Here is a 14929-nt window from a genome sequence, read left to right as displayed (position 1 = left end):
TGGTCTGAGAGATCAATCACTTATATTCTCAGCTATAAAACACACTTTTACAGTAGTATTTATACGTATAAATACTACTGCCTATTTGCCTGATTTAAAGCGTTTGTGCTTTTTACCTGATAAGTAGTCGGACGAAATTAATTACACTTGAGTCAAATACAGACCTAACCCCCAGCCCCTTCCCTTGTAGGGAAGGGGAGTAAGATTCAAAGGCTCTCTCCTATTAGGAGAGAGGTCAGACTGTCTCTTTGAGACGCTATGCGATCGCAAAACTACATAATTCGGTAAAATTGGGTAAAGCAATTTTTGCGCTTGTTAAACAAAGGCATCAGCAAACCCATGCAACTGAAACTCAGTGCATCTCAACTTCCCTTCGCCCCTCTGCTATTAATTGCCCCCTTTTTCCTATGGGGGACGGCAATGGTAGCCATGAAAGGAGTTATACCTCACACCACACCCCTATTCATGGCGGGAGTGCGTTTGATACCAGCAGGGGTGTTAATTCTGATTGCAACAGCATTCATGGGTAAACCCCAGCCGAAGGGTTGGGCTGCATGGCTGTGGATTGCCTTATTTGCTCTAGTAGATGGGACGCTGTTTCAAGGCTTTTTGGCAGAGGGATTAGTCAGAACCAGTGCGGGGTTAGGGTCTGTGATGATTGACTCGCAACCCTTGGCCGTTGCCTTGCTGTCGTTGTGGCTATTCCAAGAACACATTGGTTTTTGGGGATGGCTAGGGCTAGGACTAGGAATCACAGGTATTAGTTTAATTGGTTTACCTGATGAGTGGATTTTACATTTTCTCGACTCAGGCACAAATATTACAATTGGCAACTGGCAAGATTTGTTTGCTAGTGGCGAGTGGTTAATGCTGTTAGCAGCCCTATCAATGGCAGTGGGAACAGTGTTGATAAGGTTTGTGTGCCGACACGCTGACCCAGTAAGCGCTACGGGATGGCACATGATTTTGGGTGGATTGCCACTATGGGGAATTTCATCAGTTGTTGAATCCCAGCAGTGGGAGAATCTAGGAACATCTGATTTAGTGGCTTTGAGTTATGCTACCGTATTTGGCAGTGCGATCGCCTACGGATTATTCTTCTACTTTGCCTCTAGTGGCAGTCTCACCAGCCTTAGTTCCCTCACCTTCCTTACACCCATATTTGCACTACTATTCGGCAATCTGTTTCTCTCAGAAGTCCTCAGTCCGTTGCAGTGGGTCGGTGTTTTCCTCACTTTAATCAGCATCTATCTGATTAACCAACGTGATACTTTAGCAGCGCGAAACGATACAGTTACCGTCGGCGAAATAGCTAACATCCCACAACCAGTTTTAGAAGCATCTGCAAAAAAATTGAACCCCATAACTTTAGCAGTCAGAGAATCTGAACCAGAAATTTTGCCATAAGCAATAATATCATGTCCGCTTGATTGCTTATTAAACCCGAAGAACCCCAAAGAGCCAAAGCTATGCTTTGTCTCCCCACCTGAAGAGCGGGGAGGGGATTTAGGGGAGCCAGCGCTCAGAGGGGTCTCCCCAAGTGGAGCATCTGGCGTGTGGGGTGCAATGACTATGGGAATCACAACTAATTACCGGGACATGATATAAGTCTCTTCTCTACGAGACGCTGCACTTCGACAAGGTGACACAGTGAGCCTTGTCTGCTTTGTTACCACGCGAACAATTTTGAATTTTGAATTTTGAATTGTTATTGTGGTATCGAAGACTTCAAAAGCACGTTCAGGCTGAAACTTGCAATATGAGGCTACGCCCTTCCTTAATCTTGATATTTACCTGTTTTTCTTGCCTGGGTTTTTACCCAAATCGCGCAAGTACAGCCACACCTAACCTAGCACCTGAAATTTTAGAACTTGCACAAGCTAGTTCGACAGTAACTGCTAGTCCGGCTGTTTTGATGCCCGGTAGTCAAGGGTCAGATGTGCAGAAACTACAAACTCTATTAAAGCAGTTGGGATACTACAGTGGCGTGGTCGATGGACAGTACAACGACAGTACGGAAATCGCTGTAGCTAAATTCCAGAAAGCAAAGGGTTTAAAAATAGATGGCATTATCGGTCTGGCGACTATGGGGAAACTCCAAGCAGCTTTGGCAGCCAAAAATCAGATTATCACCTCTCGAATATTCACCTCTCCTGCTGCCACTTCCAAACCAACTACAACACCCAAGCCAACCGAGAGAGGTTTTGTCTGGTGGTTAATATTTGCCATCGGAGTTCTAGGAAGTATTGGCGCACTTATTTACCTGCTGAGGTGGTTTCGTCAGATAAAACAAGTGGAAAAGTCCGAAATATCAAATACTAAAAGCTTGAGTCAAGCTAAGAAAGACCCGATAACACCACTCTTACTAGAGACTGTAACTAGTCCACAAACAGCTACGCCACCATTAGCGACACAATTACTGCTACCAGAAAAAACTTCCCGACTGGTTAAACTCAATATCGTTGACGAATTAATTCAAGAATTACGCAGTTCTGACCCAACGAAGCGACGCAAGGCTATTTGGGATTTGGGTCAGCAGGGAGATTCGCGGGCAATTCAGCCAATGGTTGACCTGATGATTGATGCTGATTCTCAAGAAAGCAGTTTAATTTTGGCAGCTTTGGCAGAAATTGGCACTCGCACACTCAAACCGATGAATCGTGCTTTAGCAATTTCAATCCAAGATGAAAGTCCACAAGTACGACAAAATGCGATCCGTGACCTGACGCGTGTTTATGATTTGATGGATCAAATGAGTCATATGTTGCGCCATGCACTAGAAGACCCAGATGCCGAAGTGCAAGCAACAGCACGATATGCTTTAACTCAGATGAATCGAATGCGTGGCTTGCCGGAACAACAGAGTCTACCTGAAGATTCACACAACGATTCACAAGAATAAGTCTAAAAATATTTCAACTCGATTTGGATATTGGTGTCCGGGCCTGCCACTAAAAATGCTGCTTCGCTAAATTTGGGCGCTCTTGTGCGAATTTCTGGGTTGCTGGAAAATCCAAAGCCTTCCTTTGGTGTACCAAAAATATTACTATTGAGAGTGTAGTCATTATTTTGATCGTGAAAAACAGCAACCGCATAAATACCTGCTTTCAAGTTCTGAAAGCTAATGATTAAGGGAGTGTCAGTAATCTTGCTACACTGCTTTTGTAAGACGCGATCGCGATCGCTAGGAAATCCTTCACTGCTTGCAAATATACTGGCACAGACTTGTCCTTCTTTATTCTTCAAGCCATGAATTTCTATGGTGAGTTGACCGTTAAAATTTGCCTTGGCACTAAATGACCATACCAGATTTCCCAGAACTGCCAATAGCAACATACTAACTCTCAATCCTTTAACCATAAAATTTTCACAAAATAAAATAAGTTTTGCTCAAACAAAGCAACACAGATTTATAATATCTATCCTGAGATGTCTATTGGTCGAGGTATTTACAGAATAATTATCACTCAGTTAAATCTGATTGCAAGTATAAACACACAGGCGATCGCTATTTTACAGCAGAATTCAAGTATTTGAACCACACCTGTCGTAAGGGCACAGCATTGCTATGCCCCTACTGCGTGGTCTATTTACCTGAAAATAGCTGTAATTTATCAGGTGCAGCAGTTGAGCAAAGACACTCCCCTTACCTCTTATCTACTCCCTCGAATCGTTAAACCTCAGAAAATACCTCTTCGCTTGTGCCTAAGTTCTCTAGTATTCCAGCAGCAAATGCGACAGAGCGAATATAGTACAGCACTAGAGAGCAAATATAGGGCATATTTATAATAGTAAACATGGCGTGATCTTTTTCAACATGACACACCACACTAGTTATAATTTCCTATAAGTTGAAAAAACTCTTAAGATTTAGCGTAATAATTACGCTTCTCTCACACCGACTAGCTGACAACCACATTAGGAGGACTATCTATGGCGCTTGTACCACTGCGGCTGCTGTTGGATCACGCAGCTGAAAACGGTTATGGCATCCCAGCTTTCAACGTTAACAATTTGGAGCAGATTCAGGCGATCCTGAAGGCTGCTGTCGAGACAGATAGCCCTGTAATTTTGCAAGCTTCTCGTGGCGCTCGTGCTTATGCTGGAGAAAACTTCCTACGCCACCTAATTTTGGCAGCAGTAGAAACCTATCCTCAGATTCCCATTGTCATGCACCAAGATCATGGGAATGCGCCTGCTACCTGCTACTCAGCAATTAAGAACAACTTCACTAGCGTGATGATGGATGGTTCCTTAGAAGCTGATGCTAAGACCCCCGCTAGCTTCGAGTACAACGTCAATGTTACCCGCGAAGTCGTAAATGTAGCTCATGCTCTGGGTGTGAGCGTTGAAGGTGAACTCGGTTGTTTGGGTTCTCTAGAAACTGGTGCTGGTGAAGCTGAAGATGGTCATGGGTTTGAAGGTACACTCGACCACTCCCAACTCTTAACTGACCCCGATGAAGCTGTTGACTTCGTAGAAGCAACCCAAGTAGATGCTTTGGCTGTTGCCATTGGCACAAGCCACGGTGCTTACAAGTTTACCCGCAAGCCGACTGGGGAAATTTTGGCAATCAGCCGCATTGAAGAAATTCACCGCCGTCTGCCCAACACCCACTTGGTAATGCATGGTTCTTCTTCTGTACCTGAAGATTTGCTGGCCATAATTAACCAGTATGGTGGTGCAATTCCTGAAACCTACGGCGTACCTGTAGAAGAAATCCAAAAAGGCATCAAGAGTGGTGTACGTAAAGTAAACATCGACACCGACAACCGTTTGGCAATTACTGCTGCTGTACGTGAAGCTTTAGCTAAAAAACCAGAGGAGTTTGACCCCCGTCACTTCCTCAAGCCTTCCATTACATATATGCAGAAGGTTTGTGCTGAACGCTATCAGCAATTTGGTACGGCTGGCAATGCAAGCAAGATCAAGCAAGTTTCTTTGGAAGATTTTGCTGCTAAGTATGCTAAGGGTGAACTCAACGTTGTTAGCAAAGCAGCCGCTAAAGTTTAATTTTGACAACAAATAAATAGGGGCATAGTGCTGCTATGCTCCTAAAAAACTGAGAATTTGAATGTCGTCAGAAACCGGGTAAACACCCGGTTTTTTGTTTTATTCATAAGGACTAGGCATGGGGCAATTCAATTTTGGATTTTGGATTTGAAATTTTGGATTAAATTTCAATCTAAAATCCAAAATCTAAAATCTAAAATTCTTTCTTCCCCTGCTCCCTCATCCCCAGCGCCTAGAATACTCGATGTTGTAAGGAGGGCATTTGACGGCGGACTTGTTCAAGCCTAGTGGGGTTGATTTGGGCGATCGCAATTCCCGGTTTTTCCCCAGCATCGGCTAAAATTACGCCCCAAGGGTCGATAATAACGGCGTGTCCGTGGGTTAGACGGCGGGCGTAGTTGTTACCTGTTTGGGCAGGAGCAATGACGTAGGCGGTATTTTCGATGGCTCTGGCTTGTAGTAGTACTTGCCAGTGATCTTTGCCAGTAAAGGCGGTAAAGGCGGCGGGAATAAACATAACATCAGCTCCCTTATCTGCCAGATGACGATACAGTTCAGGGAAGCGAACATCATAACAAATAGAAAGTCCTAAATTGCCAAGTTTTTCTGAGAAATAAACGGGGGGTAGTTGCGTACCAGCCACAACGGTGCTGGATTCCCGATAGGTGTTGCCGTCAGGGACATCAACATCAAATAAATGTACTTTATAGTAGCGGGCAAGTTCTTGACCGTTTGAGTCGATGAGTAGAGTGGTGTTATAAACTTTGCCTGTATTGTCTACCGGAAGTGGAAAGCTGCCGCCCAAGATCGTAATTTGAAAGCGTTGAGCCATTTTTTTGAGAAAATTTTCACTTTCAAGAGCGATCGCATCGCCTTGCGCGAGTTTGTCTTTTTCTTCTCCCATATAAGAAAAGTTTTCTGGCAAACCTACCAATTCGGCACCTTGACGCACGGCAAGCTCGATTAATTCTTCTGCCTGTGCCAAATTTTTGTGTAGATTGGGCACACTGGTCAATTGAATAGCGGCGGCTAAATAAGACTTCATAGATTCAACAACCAACAGTTGATTTATGGAAGATAGATTATCAAATATATCGCTACTTCAACACCTGTGGCACTTAATTAGAAATGTGTCAGCGTCTAGTAGAGAAGCGACGTGACTCAGCTTTTGGGTTTTCTGTTGGCCATGCTATAGCGGTAGAAATTGGTAGTGCGGGAATTAGGGAGTTGTTTTTGAGGTAGAAAACTCCTAAAAATATTCGGAAATTGTATACAAAGGTAAACAAGCTTGAGAAACGAGAAATTTGCGCCTCTCAAACTTGTTTATAAAAATTAACTTAAAGTTAGAACAAAATGGATAACTCAAGAGGATTTTATTGCCGATTGAGTTTCAAAGATACTTTTCAAGAGTGGTAGCTAATGTAGTTTTAGGCACAGCACCTACCACCATATCCACTTTTTGTCCACCCTTAAAAATCATTAATGTGGGAATGCTGCGGATGCCATACTGGCTTGCAACCTGAGGATTTTCATCTGTGTTGACTTTTACAACCTTTATTTGACCTTCGTACTGTTCGGAGATTTCCTCGACAACAGGAGCTACCATACGGCATGGTCCGCACCAGGGTGCCCAAAAGTCAACTAAAACAGGTACATCGCTGTCGAGTACTTCTTGCTTGAAACTAGAATCGGTAACTTGTGCGGCCTTTGACATGCCTAAAACCTTCGCCAATAATATCTGAGCTTGGTGAAAATTCTACCATAGCAAAAACTTCGGCTTGGGAGTAGAGGATGTATATTTGCAAAGAAGCTCTCTTATTTTATTTACAAACATAAGGAACCGCCCGAACAGTAGTCCGGGCGGAGTGTGGTGTGAGGAGTGAACGGAAACATGCGTCTCCGCTATCTCTATTGTAGGCGACATATCGAATTTTTCCAGCAATTGTTTAGGGGGCTGGAAAAATTTATTTCAGAATTGGGGAGTGGGGAAGGTGGGGTTTCCTCTGGGGATAAGGGGTAATGGGGATTGGGGAGTGGGCATTAATTATTTCTCCGGCATCTTTGCTATCTCCCTCATCCTTCCCTATTCCCTACTCCCTACTCCCTACTCCCTCTATTTCCCCATACCCAATTGTTGAGCTTTTTGGTAAACTTTACCCTCGGTTAATAAGGAAGGCGCAATTACAACTTCCACTTGCTGCATTTCTTTAATATTTTTAACTCCCAAGGTGCCCATGCTCGTCTTTAAGGCTCCTAAAAGATTGTGAGTGCCGTCATCTAGTCCTGCTGGGCCAATGAGGATTTGCTCTAGGCTACCAGTGGTACCAACGCGAATCCGGGTGCCACGAGGCAAAACTGGGCTGGGAGTCGCCATACCCCAATGATAACCTCGTCCTGGGGCTTCGGCGGCTCTGGCAAAGGGGGAACCAATCATCACACCATCGGCACCGCAGGCGATGCATTTACAAATATCGCCACCGGTGATTAAACCGCCATCAGCAATAATCGGGATATAGTTACCAGTTTCCTTGTAGTAATCATCTCGTGCCGCAGCACAATCTGCGATCGCAGTCGCCTGTGGCACACCCACACCCAACACCCCACGAGAAGTACAAGCCGCACCAGGACCAATTCCCACCAGTACCCCAGCCGCCCCAGCTTTCAACAAATTCAAAGTAACTTCGTAAGTCACGCAATTACCCAACACCACGGGTATGGGCATGGAACGGCAAAATTCTGCTAAATCAAGTGGTATTAAAGACTCTGGTGACAGATGTGCAGTAGAAACTACCGTAGCCTGGATAAAAAATAAATCTGCCCCAGCTTTTGCCACCGCCTCACCATATTTACTTGCACCGGCTGGAGTTGCACTCACCGCCGCAATGCCACCTTGTTGTTTAATTTGCTGAATACGTAGTTCAATTAATTCCGGCTTTATTGGTTCGGCATAGAGTTCTTGCATCAGGGCAACAAATTCATCTTTACCCACAGAAGTAATCCGATCTAATATTGGCTCTGGGTCAGCATAGCGAGTTTGAATTCCCTCTAAATTGAGGACACCTAATGCTCCTAACTGTGACAAACGTACAGCCATCCGAACATCTACAACGCCATCCATCGCACTGGCAATTATCGGGATTTCTCGCTCAATATTGCCAATCCGCCACTTAGTCTCTGCCAAACTGGGGTCTAGTGTTCTGTTACCGGGGACTAGAGCAATTTCATCTATTCCGTAAGCTCTGCGAGCTGTTTTCCCCCGCCCAAGTTGAATTTCCACGCTTTAATTTTTCTCAAATCTGTTTAAGCTAGGGTATCAAATTGTGGAGGGGATTGGGACGTTTTTTTCCCGAAACTACATAGATAAATTCGAGTTACCCAAGCCATTGCTCGAAACTTTGATAGACGCAAAGTATTCACCAAGCAACCAAATGAGCAAAAATTGTTAATTTGTTTTTATATTGTGTTATTTGAAAGTTGGCGTGGCGCTAGCTTTTCGATAATTGTAGTTTCATGTGTCTGTTCTTACTTAGTTAATGTCAGGATTATTGCTATTAATTCTCTTGATTTGCCTGTATTGACTTAGGTTAATATCATGCAAATTACCATAAATGATCCCAACTTAGAGAATGTTTAAAAACTATTTTTTGTAACATCAAAGTATCAGTAACCTAACCCCCTAGCCCCCTTCCCTACAAGGGAATGGGGGTTTCAAAGCCTCTCTCCGCTTCGGGGAGGGGAATGGAAGCGGGGTTTTTGGTATACTTTACGACTTTTCAAACATCCTTTTAGAATAGTTTCTTTTGTTTCAAATTGATAAAGCCTCTGAATCTGAATATTTTCAATTTCAAAATCTAAAATTGGTTTGATTTATTATTTATTTTTAGCTACATCCACACCCGTGTAACCAGTCGCTAACCAAAGTATCGCTCTAGCTCCATCACGGATAGATTTTTCGATAGATTCCGGTGGTTTTCCTGAAGGAACTGGCACTGGTTTTAAATAAATACCTCGACTACCCAAAATAATTTCGCCAATGACACAAGCTCGACGCATGTGGAAATCTGAAGTAATCAAATAAACGCTTTTGATGCCGCGAGCTTGCAAATCATCCACCAACGTAGTAAAATTAGTAACTGTATCTACGGCTTCATAATCCAAGTGTAAACGTTTGGGATCAACACCAGCTTTAATAAACACTCGTTGGGTGGATCTAGGTGGACTACCCCCACTAATCCAAATTGGTATATTTGGATGCTGGGTGACAAATTCAGCCGTAAACTTCTCTCGCTCTAAACGTCTGGTTGAACCACCCAACACTACAACTGCTTCTGGCTGTACAAATTGGTTTTGTACTTCTTTATATCCCCACCAAATGATTAGCGGTAGGAAAAAAGCCATAAAACGAAAATATTTACCTGTCAAGAGTAGCTTATTCAAGGCTCGATAACTTAATTTACTGAATTCAAAATTTCCTCTGGGTAGAAGAAAAGCATAATTGATAGTAGAGTAGCAAACTCCTCAAAAATCTGCCCAAATACAAATTTGGGTGATTGTCATGTTACAGCGCGATTAAGCGTGCTTGAAGTTTTTCCGCTAATTGATGGATTATCCTAACCTGTATTGGACAATGCATCAAAGGGTTCTGGCAGCTTGTCTGAAAATAATTGGCATCTATCTTACTCACTAGTTGCTGCTTCCAGCCAGACTTGGACATCATCTGCTAGCAACTTCTGTGCAGCATCCAGCATTGATGCTGCGATATCTTTGAGGTCTTCACGATTGTTCAAGTAAGTTTTCAAGGCTTCCATTGGGTCGATGCTGCTACTTGCACTCAATTCAGGAATGCGGGGTCGAGCCAATTGACTGACTAATTCTGCTTGAATGGTGTAGGTATGAGCGGGACTTAAAGCAGTATGTAGAGAGGAACTGTCAATTAAATCCATCTGTTCGGAGCGGAGTTTGTAAATTAGCCGCACTACAGCATCTTCAATATCATACTTGGCGATCGCTTTCATTAATACCGCTTGCGGATCATCTGCTTTCGAGACATCCACTTCAATGGTGCGGAAAGTCCGAACTGTTAAGGGACAAAATTCCCATTCAGCGCTCCCCCGCTCAAGTTCCAGCATTACATAGCCTTTGTCTTCTTTTTCTTCGCTAAAATCTACCCGCTCAATACTCCCTGGATAAATCACCGGCGGGTTGTTAGATTTATTCAGATTTTGGTGGCGGTGGACGTGTCCCAACGCTACATAATCAAAACAAGGTCGCGTCAGCAAAGATAGGGGTAGAGTAAAGCCTTTACCTACTGCCAAAAAGCGTTCTGCGCCCAAGGTAGCATTGTCAGACATCAAGTGAGCTAGAAGGACAGTTGGTACATCGGGGTCAAGACGACGAATTTCCCCTTCTAAAACAACTCGCAGACGTTCCGTTAACAATTGGTTGACTTCCGCCAAAGACAAACCTTCAGTCTCTTGGCGAGTCATCAGGGTAGAACGGGTCAGCCAAGGGAGGGTGATTACTTGCACTTTACCATTACGGGTTTCGATGCAGTGAGTAGTTAATGTATCACCGACAACAAATCCTGGTACTCCCAAGGTGCGGTAAATATTTAAACTTGCTCCTCCCTGTCCTTGGGAGTGTTGGTCGTGGTTTCCTACCAACAGCACTGTGGGAATATTGGCATCCATGAGACGGCGAAACTGGCTAGCAAAAGCTTGTTGTACATAAGGTGGTGGTGTAGCATCCGGGAAAGCATCGCCACCAAATATCACCATATCAACAGCATCTGTCAGCGCTCGGTCAATACATTTAGATAGTGTATTGACAAAATCTTCTAGCCGTGTATTTAATCCAGTTGCAGGATTAATTCGCCCGTGGGAGAAGCCGCTTCCCATGTGGATGTCGGAGAGGTGGAGGATTTTGATCATATTTGTCCTTTGTCTAATACTAATGACTAACAACTAAATAACGCGATGTCCGACTTATTCTTGGAACAACCGTTCTAGACGCAGCAAGAGAAGAGGAGATCAGTATCCCGTGTTTTTACTTAAATAATTGTATTATATTCGATAATTCAAAATCAACGGCAGTATATTTTACATCTTTACTAGGCTTCGTCTGTCATAACCTCTGTTCAGACGTGATGTTATTTGGAAATTCACCTCTTTTTACCTAACATTTAACTTGAAGGTTTATTTAATCTTCATATTTTAGCTGTGGATATCACTGGTGTTAGTTAGTAATAACTAAAGCTAGTTTGGACATACTTTAAAAGTATAAAAGTTTGATAAAGTATGTCCAAACTTCTGGTTAGTCAATATCACACAGAAGTAGAAAGAATTATCCAGTATGGCGGTTCACGTAAAGAAACATCGATTCGGGTTGCATTTCAAAACTTAGTCAATGAATATTGTAAACCTAGAGAATTTAGACTTATTCCCGAACTAGATTATAAAACAGCTAGCGGCAAACTTGTTTATCCAGATGGCACTGTTAAAGATGCTTTGCGTTTGGATTGGGGCTATTGGGAAAGTAAAGATGAATATGACAATTTAGACCAATAAATTGAAAAAAAGCTGATAAAAGGCTACCCAGATAGTAACATTCTGTTTGAAGACTCGAAAAAAGCCGTTTTAATTCAGGGTGGACATGAAACTAGGCGCGTCCTGATGAAAGATGCTGACGCGCTGGATGGAATAATTACATCTTTTATTAACTATGTTCGCCCAGAAGTTAAAGATTTTCGTGAGGCGATTGAAACTTTTAAGGAAGACTTACCGAGTGTTTTAAATGCTTTGCGTGACTTAATTGATAGTCAAATCGAAACAAACGCAGCTTTTCAAACAGCGAGGGCTAAATTTTGGGGTATCTGCAAAGAATCAATTAATCCTGAAATCACTTTGCTAGATATTAGAGAAATGATGATTCAGCATATTTTAACTGAAGATATCTTTATCAGCATCTTCAATGAATCTCAGTTTCATCGAGAAAATAATATTGCTCGTGAATTAAAAACTATCATCGATACATTTTTTACAGGTAGCACTAAAAAAAATACTCTTGGAACTATTGAGCGTTATTATGGTGTCATTAGAAGAACTGCTGCGAATATTTACAATCATCATGAAAAGCAGAAGTTTTTAAAAGTGCTTTATGAGAATTTCTACAAAGCATATAATCCGAAAGCGGCGGACAGGCTAGGAATCGTATATACGCCGAATGAAATTGTCCGCTTCATGATTGAAAGTGTGGATTATTTAGTTCATAAAAATTTTGGTAAGCTGCTAGCTGATAAAGATGTCGAAATTTTAGATCCGGCTAGGGGAACAGGCACTTTTATTACTGAATTAATTGATTATTTACCTAAGAATAGTCTGGAATATAAGTATAAGCATGAGATTCATTGTAATGAAGTGGCCATTTTGCCTTATTACATAGCTAACTTGAATATTGAATACACCTATAAACAAAAAATGGGTGTGTATGAGGAGTTTAAAAATATCTGTTTTGTCGATACGCTGGAGCATACATCTTTTGAAGGTAAACAAATGAATTTGCTTTCGCTGAGTGTAGAAAATACAGAGAGAATTAAACGACAGAATGAAAGTAAAATATCAGTAATTATTGGTAATCCACCTTACAATGCAAATCAAGCAAATGAGAATGATAATAATAAAAACCGCCTATATCCAGAAATAGACAAGTTAATTAAAGATAGTTACGTTAAATATAGTATTGCCCAGAAAACTAAAGTTTATGATATGTATTTCCGTTTCTTTCGTTGGGCAACAAACAAGTTAAATGACAACGGTATTTTAGCTTTTATTACCAACTCATCTTTTATCAATGCGAGAACATTTGACGGTTTTATAAAAGCTGTTAGTGACGATTTTAGTGAGATTTATATCATAGATTTGGGTGGAGATATAAGAGCTAATCCTAAAATTTCAGGAACTAAGCATAATGTTTTTGGTATTCAAACTGGGGTTGCTGTTAGCTTTATGGTGAAAAAAAAGGAGAACAGTAGCGGCTCGTGTAAAATTTTTTTCAGTCATAGATCAGAATTTGAAACAGCAGAGGATAAGCTAAGGTTTCTGGCAGAAAGTAAATTATCTCAAATTAATTTTGAACACATTACACCAGATAAAAGTAACAACTGGATAAACCTTACTGATAATGATTTTGATAGCTTGCTATCATTAGCTAATAAGGAAACTAAACTTGGTAAAAGCAAGAAAGATGAGCATACAGTTTTTAAGTTATTTTCGTTGGGTGTTGTTACTGCAAGAGATGAGTGGGTTTATGACGATTCCTTTGAAAATCTGGAGAAAAAAATACAATATTTAATTCAGGTTTATAATCAAGATGTTGATAAATATTATGGGAAACTAAATCAGTATACAACAGTAGCTCTGGATTCCAGTATTAAGTGGAGCAGAGCAGTTAAGAAAGATTTGATAAAAGGTGAAAAATATAGCTTTAAAGAAAGTTGTTTTATAGATGCTTTATACAGACCATTTGTAAAAAGGAAACTTTATTTTAATAAGAATTTAAATGAAATACAATATCAGCAGAGCCAAATATTCGGTCAAAATGTTGATAATAAAGCAATTTTGTTTACTGCTGGAAGTAGATTAGATTTTGCAGCTATTGCTTCAAAAATCTTGCCTGACTATGCAATATATTCATTAGATATGGTGCAATGTCTTCCCATCTATCGCTACGACAAAGACGGGAACTGCATCGACAATATCACCGACTGGGGATTATCCCAATTCCAAAATCATTACAACGACTCGATAATTACCAAATTAGATATTTTCCACTACACTTACGCCGTCTTACATAATCCCGCCTATCGCACCAAATACGAACTCAATCTGAAACGAGAATTTCCCCGAATACCCTTCTACGAAGACTTTCAGCAATGGGTTAGCTGGGGTAAACAGTTGATGGATTTACACATCAATTATGAAACTGTCCAACCCTATCCTTTAAAACGAATTGATTTACCTTTGGCTAAAGATAATAACAGAATACCAAAAGCAAAACTGAAAGCTAATATAGCTAATGGAACCATTATTTTAGATGATGTCACAACTTTAGAAGGTGTCCCCAAAATTGCTTGGGAATATCGCCTTGGTAATCGTTGTGCTTTAGAATGGATTTTAGATCAATACAAAGAAAAGAAACCTAAAGACCCGACAATTGCTGAAAAATTCAATACATATCGATTTGCAGATTACAAAGAACAGGTAATAGATTTACTACAAAGAGTCTGCACAGTTAGTGTAGAGACGATGCAGATTATTCAACAGATTCAGGTGTAATCGATTCGCTATTTTTCGGAAACAGACTAATCAATCTGCGTAAAGCCTGATTAACAGCTTCTGCATTAGGAAAATACTCACATACATCAGGATCAAGCATCACTGCCCCATCTTCAAGGGTAAAATGCTGTATAACAGTTGTGTCATCAGCTTGATGAATAGCGCTAAACGTGGCGCGAGCAGTACCCAAGGTTACTCCAGTCAAGACCAGCTAGCTAGCTTAGATGCTCATTTACAAATGTTGAGCAAAGCTGGATTTAAGACAGTTGCAGTACCTTGGAAATATTATAGTCTGGCGGTGTTTGGTGGCTGTCTGTGAAAATTTTAGGTTTTGGATGCCTAGATTTAGGATTTACCTGTCTCTTATGGGGAGTATCTCACTTTCGTAAAAAGCCTTGTCAAACCTCACCCCAACCCTCTCCTTGGTAAGTAGAGGGAGCAAGAATCTTGTTTCTTATCTGGTATATTTACAAAACAAAACTGAGATGCTTCCCTCCAATGGGTATTTATAGCATTAACAGCTTGATAGTTACAAAACAGCAATAAATAACATTATTTTCCTTGATAAGAACTAAAATATAAAC

At 41.3% G+C, this 14929-nt stretch carries 12 protein-coding genes and 1 pseudogene; 6 read left to right on the top strand and 7 right to left on the bottom strand.

Going from position 1 to position 14929, the window contains the following annotated elements:
• The first annotated feature begins 339 nt into the window (after nucleotides 1-339).
• Both V7K31_RS04700 and V7K31_RS04695 read left to right on the top strand, forming a co-directional pair.
• Nucleotides 340-1407, top strand: a complete 1068-nt coding sequence (locus V7K31_RS04700) for a DMT family transporter (RefSeq protein ID WP_335092867.1) — start codon at nucleotides 340-342, stop codon at nucleotides 1405-1407.
• A gap of 352 nt (nucleotides 1408-1759) precedes the next feature.
• Nucleotides 1760-2902, top strand: a complete 1143-nt coding sequence (locus V7K31_RS04695; RefSeq protein ID WP_335092866.1) for a peptidoglycan-binding protein — start codon at nucleotides 1760-1762, stop codon at nucleotides 2900-2902.
• Nucleotides 2903-2904: 2 nt separating this feature from the next.
• Here the strand turns inward: V7K31_RS04695 and V7K31_RS04690 are convergent, their stop codons facing one another.
• Nucleotides 2905-3360: a DUF2141 domain-containing protein gene (locus V7K31_RS04690; protein WP_335092865.1), complete on the bottom strand. Its 456-nt coding sequence runs from the start codon at nucleotides 3358-3360 to the stop codon at nucleotides 2905-2907.
• Nucleotides 3361-3933: 573 nt separating this feature from the next.
• Between V7K31_RS04690 and fba the strand changes: the two genes are divergently transcribed.
• The gene (gene fba, locus V7K31_RS04685; protein ID WP_334824096.1) at nucleotides 3934-5013 is read left to right on the top strand and encodes a class II fructose-bisphosphate aldolase; all 1080 of its coding nucleotides are present in this window, start codon (nucleotides 3934-3936) and stop codon (nucleotides 5011-5013) included.
• A 232-nt stretch (nucleotides 5014-5245) separates the two neighbouring features.
• Here fba and V7K31_RS04680 read toward each other — a convergent pair whose 3' ends face one another.
• The 5 genes from V7K31_RS04680 to V7K31_RS04660 all read right to left on the bottom strand — a co-directional run bounded on the left by V7K31_RS04680 (nucleotide 5246) and on the right by V7K31_RS04660 (nucleotide 10943).
• On the bottom strand, nucleotides 5246-6058 hold the full coding sequence (locus V7K31_RS04680; RefSeq protein WP_335092863.1) for a carbon-nitrogen hydrolase family protein: 813 nt from the start codon (nucleotides 6056-6058) through the stop codon (nucleotides 5246-5248).
• A gap of 345 nt (nucleotides 6059-6403) precedes the next feature.
• Nucleotides 6404-6727: a thioredoxin gene (gene trxA / locus V7K31_RS04675; protein WP_335092861.1), complete on the bottom strand. Its 324-nt coding sequence runs from the start codon at nucleotides 6725-6727 to the stop codon at nucleotides 6404-6406.
• A gap of 399 nt (nucleotides 6728-7126) precedes the next feature.
• Entirely contained in the window at nucleotides 7127-8290 is a 1164-nt protein-coding gene (locus V7K31_RS04670) for a GuaB3 family IMP dehydrogenase-related protein (protein WP_335092859.1), read from the bottom strand.
• 593 nt (nucleotides 8291-8883) lie between these two features.
• Nucleotides 8884-9411, bottom strand: coding sequence for a YdcF family protein (locus V7K31_RS04665; RefSeq protein ID WP_334825164.1), 528 nt, complete (start codon nucleotides 9409-9411; stop codon nucleotides 8884-8886).
• A 278-nt stretch (nucleotides 9412-9689) separates the two neighbouring features.
• Nucleotides 9690-10943, bottom strand: coding sequence for an exonuclease SbcCD subunit D (locus V7K31_RS04660; protein WP_335092857.1), 1254 nt, complete (start codon nucleotides 10941-10943; stop codon nucleotides 9690-9692).
• Nucleotides 10944-11309: 366 nt separating this feature from the next.
• Between V7K31_RS04660 and V7K31_RS04655 the strand changes: the two genes are divergently transcribed.
• Both V7K31_RS04655 and V7K31_RS04650 read left to right on the top strand, forming a co-directional pair.
• Nucleotides 11310-11579 (top strand): hypothetical protein, encoded by a 270-nt coding sequence (locus tag V7K31_RS04655; RefSeq protein WP_335092855.1) that lies wholly within the window; start codon nucleotides 11310-11312, stop codon nucleotides 11577-11579.
• A gap of 105 nt (nucleotides 11580-11684) precedes the next feature.
• Nucleotides 11685-14345 carry a type ISP restriction/modification enzyme gene (locus V7K31_RS04650; RefSeq protein ID WP_335092853.1) on the top strand — a complete coding sequence of 887 codons (2661 nt, stop codon included), beginning with the start codon at nucleotides 11685-11687 and terminating at the stop codon, nucleotides 14343-14345.
• Here the strand turns inward: V7K31_RS04650 and V7K31_RS04645 are convergent.
• Nucleotides 14323-14550 carry a hypothetical protein gene (locus V7K31_RS04645; protein ID WP_335092963.1) on the bottom strand — a complete coding sequence of 76 codons (228 nt, stop codon included), beginning with the start codon at nucleotides 14548-14550 and terminating at the stop codon, nucleotides 14323-14325. The genes V7K31_RS04650 and V7K31_RS04645 overlap by 23 nt on opposite strands.
• Here V7K31_RS04645 and V7K31_RS04640 point away from each other — a divergent pair.
• Nucleotides 14509-14664: pseudogene (locus V7K31_RS04640) on the top strand (class I SAM-dependent methyltransferase); the annotation flags it as partial. The gene V7K31_RS04645 and the pseudogene V7K31_RS04640 overlap by 42 nt on opposite strands.
• Nucleotides 14665-14929: the final 265 nt, after the last annotated feature.

The sequence above is a fragment of the Nostoc sp. genome (assembly GCF_036917675.1).
Classification (GTDB): Bacteria; Cyanobacteriota; Cyanobacteriia; order Cyanobacteriales; family Nostocaceae; genus Nostoc.
This window is presented reverse-complemented; position numbering and strand designations above follow the sequence as displayed.

Excerpts from the sequence above, each read along its gene's own strand:
- V7K31_RS04690 (WP_335092865.1), bottom strand. The coding sequence starts at position 3,360 with ATGGTTAAAGGATTGAGAGTTAGTATGTTGCTATTGGCAGTTCTGGGA.
- V7K31_RS04700 (WP_335092867.1), top strand. The coding sequence starts at position 340 with ATGCAACTGAAACTCAGTGCATCTCAACTTCCCTTCGCCCCTCTGCTA.
- trxA (WP_335092861.1), bottom strand. The coding sequence starts at position 6,727 with ATGTCAAAGGCCGCACAAGTTACCGATTCTAGTTTCAAGCAAGAAGTA.
- V7K31_RS04695 (WP_335092866.1), top strand. The coding sequence starts at position 1,760 with ATGAGGCTACGCCCTTCCTTAATCTTGATATTTACCTGTTTTTCTTGC.
- V7K31_RS04660 (WP_335092857.1), bottom strand. The coding sequence starts at position 10,943 with ATGATCAAAATCCTCCACCTCTCCGACATCCACATGGGAAGCGGCTTC.
- V7K31_RS04665 (WP_334825164.1), bottom strand. The coding sequence starts at position 9,411 with ATGGCTTTTTTCCTACCGCTAATCATTTGGTGGGGATATAAAGAAGTA.
- V7K31_RS04655 (WP_335092855.1), top strand. The coding sequence starts at position 11,310 with ATGTCCAAACTTCTGGTTAGTCAATATCACACAGAAGTAGAAAGAATT.
- V7K31_RS04650 (WP_335092853.1), top strand. The coding sequence starts at position 11,685 with ATGAAAGATGCTGACGCGCTGGATGGAATAATTACATCTTTTATTAAC.
- fba (WP_334824096.1), top strand. The coding sequence starts at position 3,934 with ATGGCGCTTGTACCACTGCGGCTGCTGTTGGATCACGCAGCTGAAAAC.
- V7K31_RS04680 (WP_335092863.1), bottom strand. The coding sequence starts at position 6,058 with ATGAAGTCTTATTTAGCCGCCGCTATTCAATTGACCAGTGTGCCCAAT.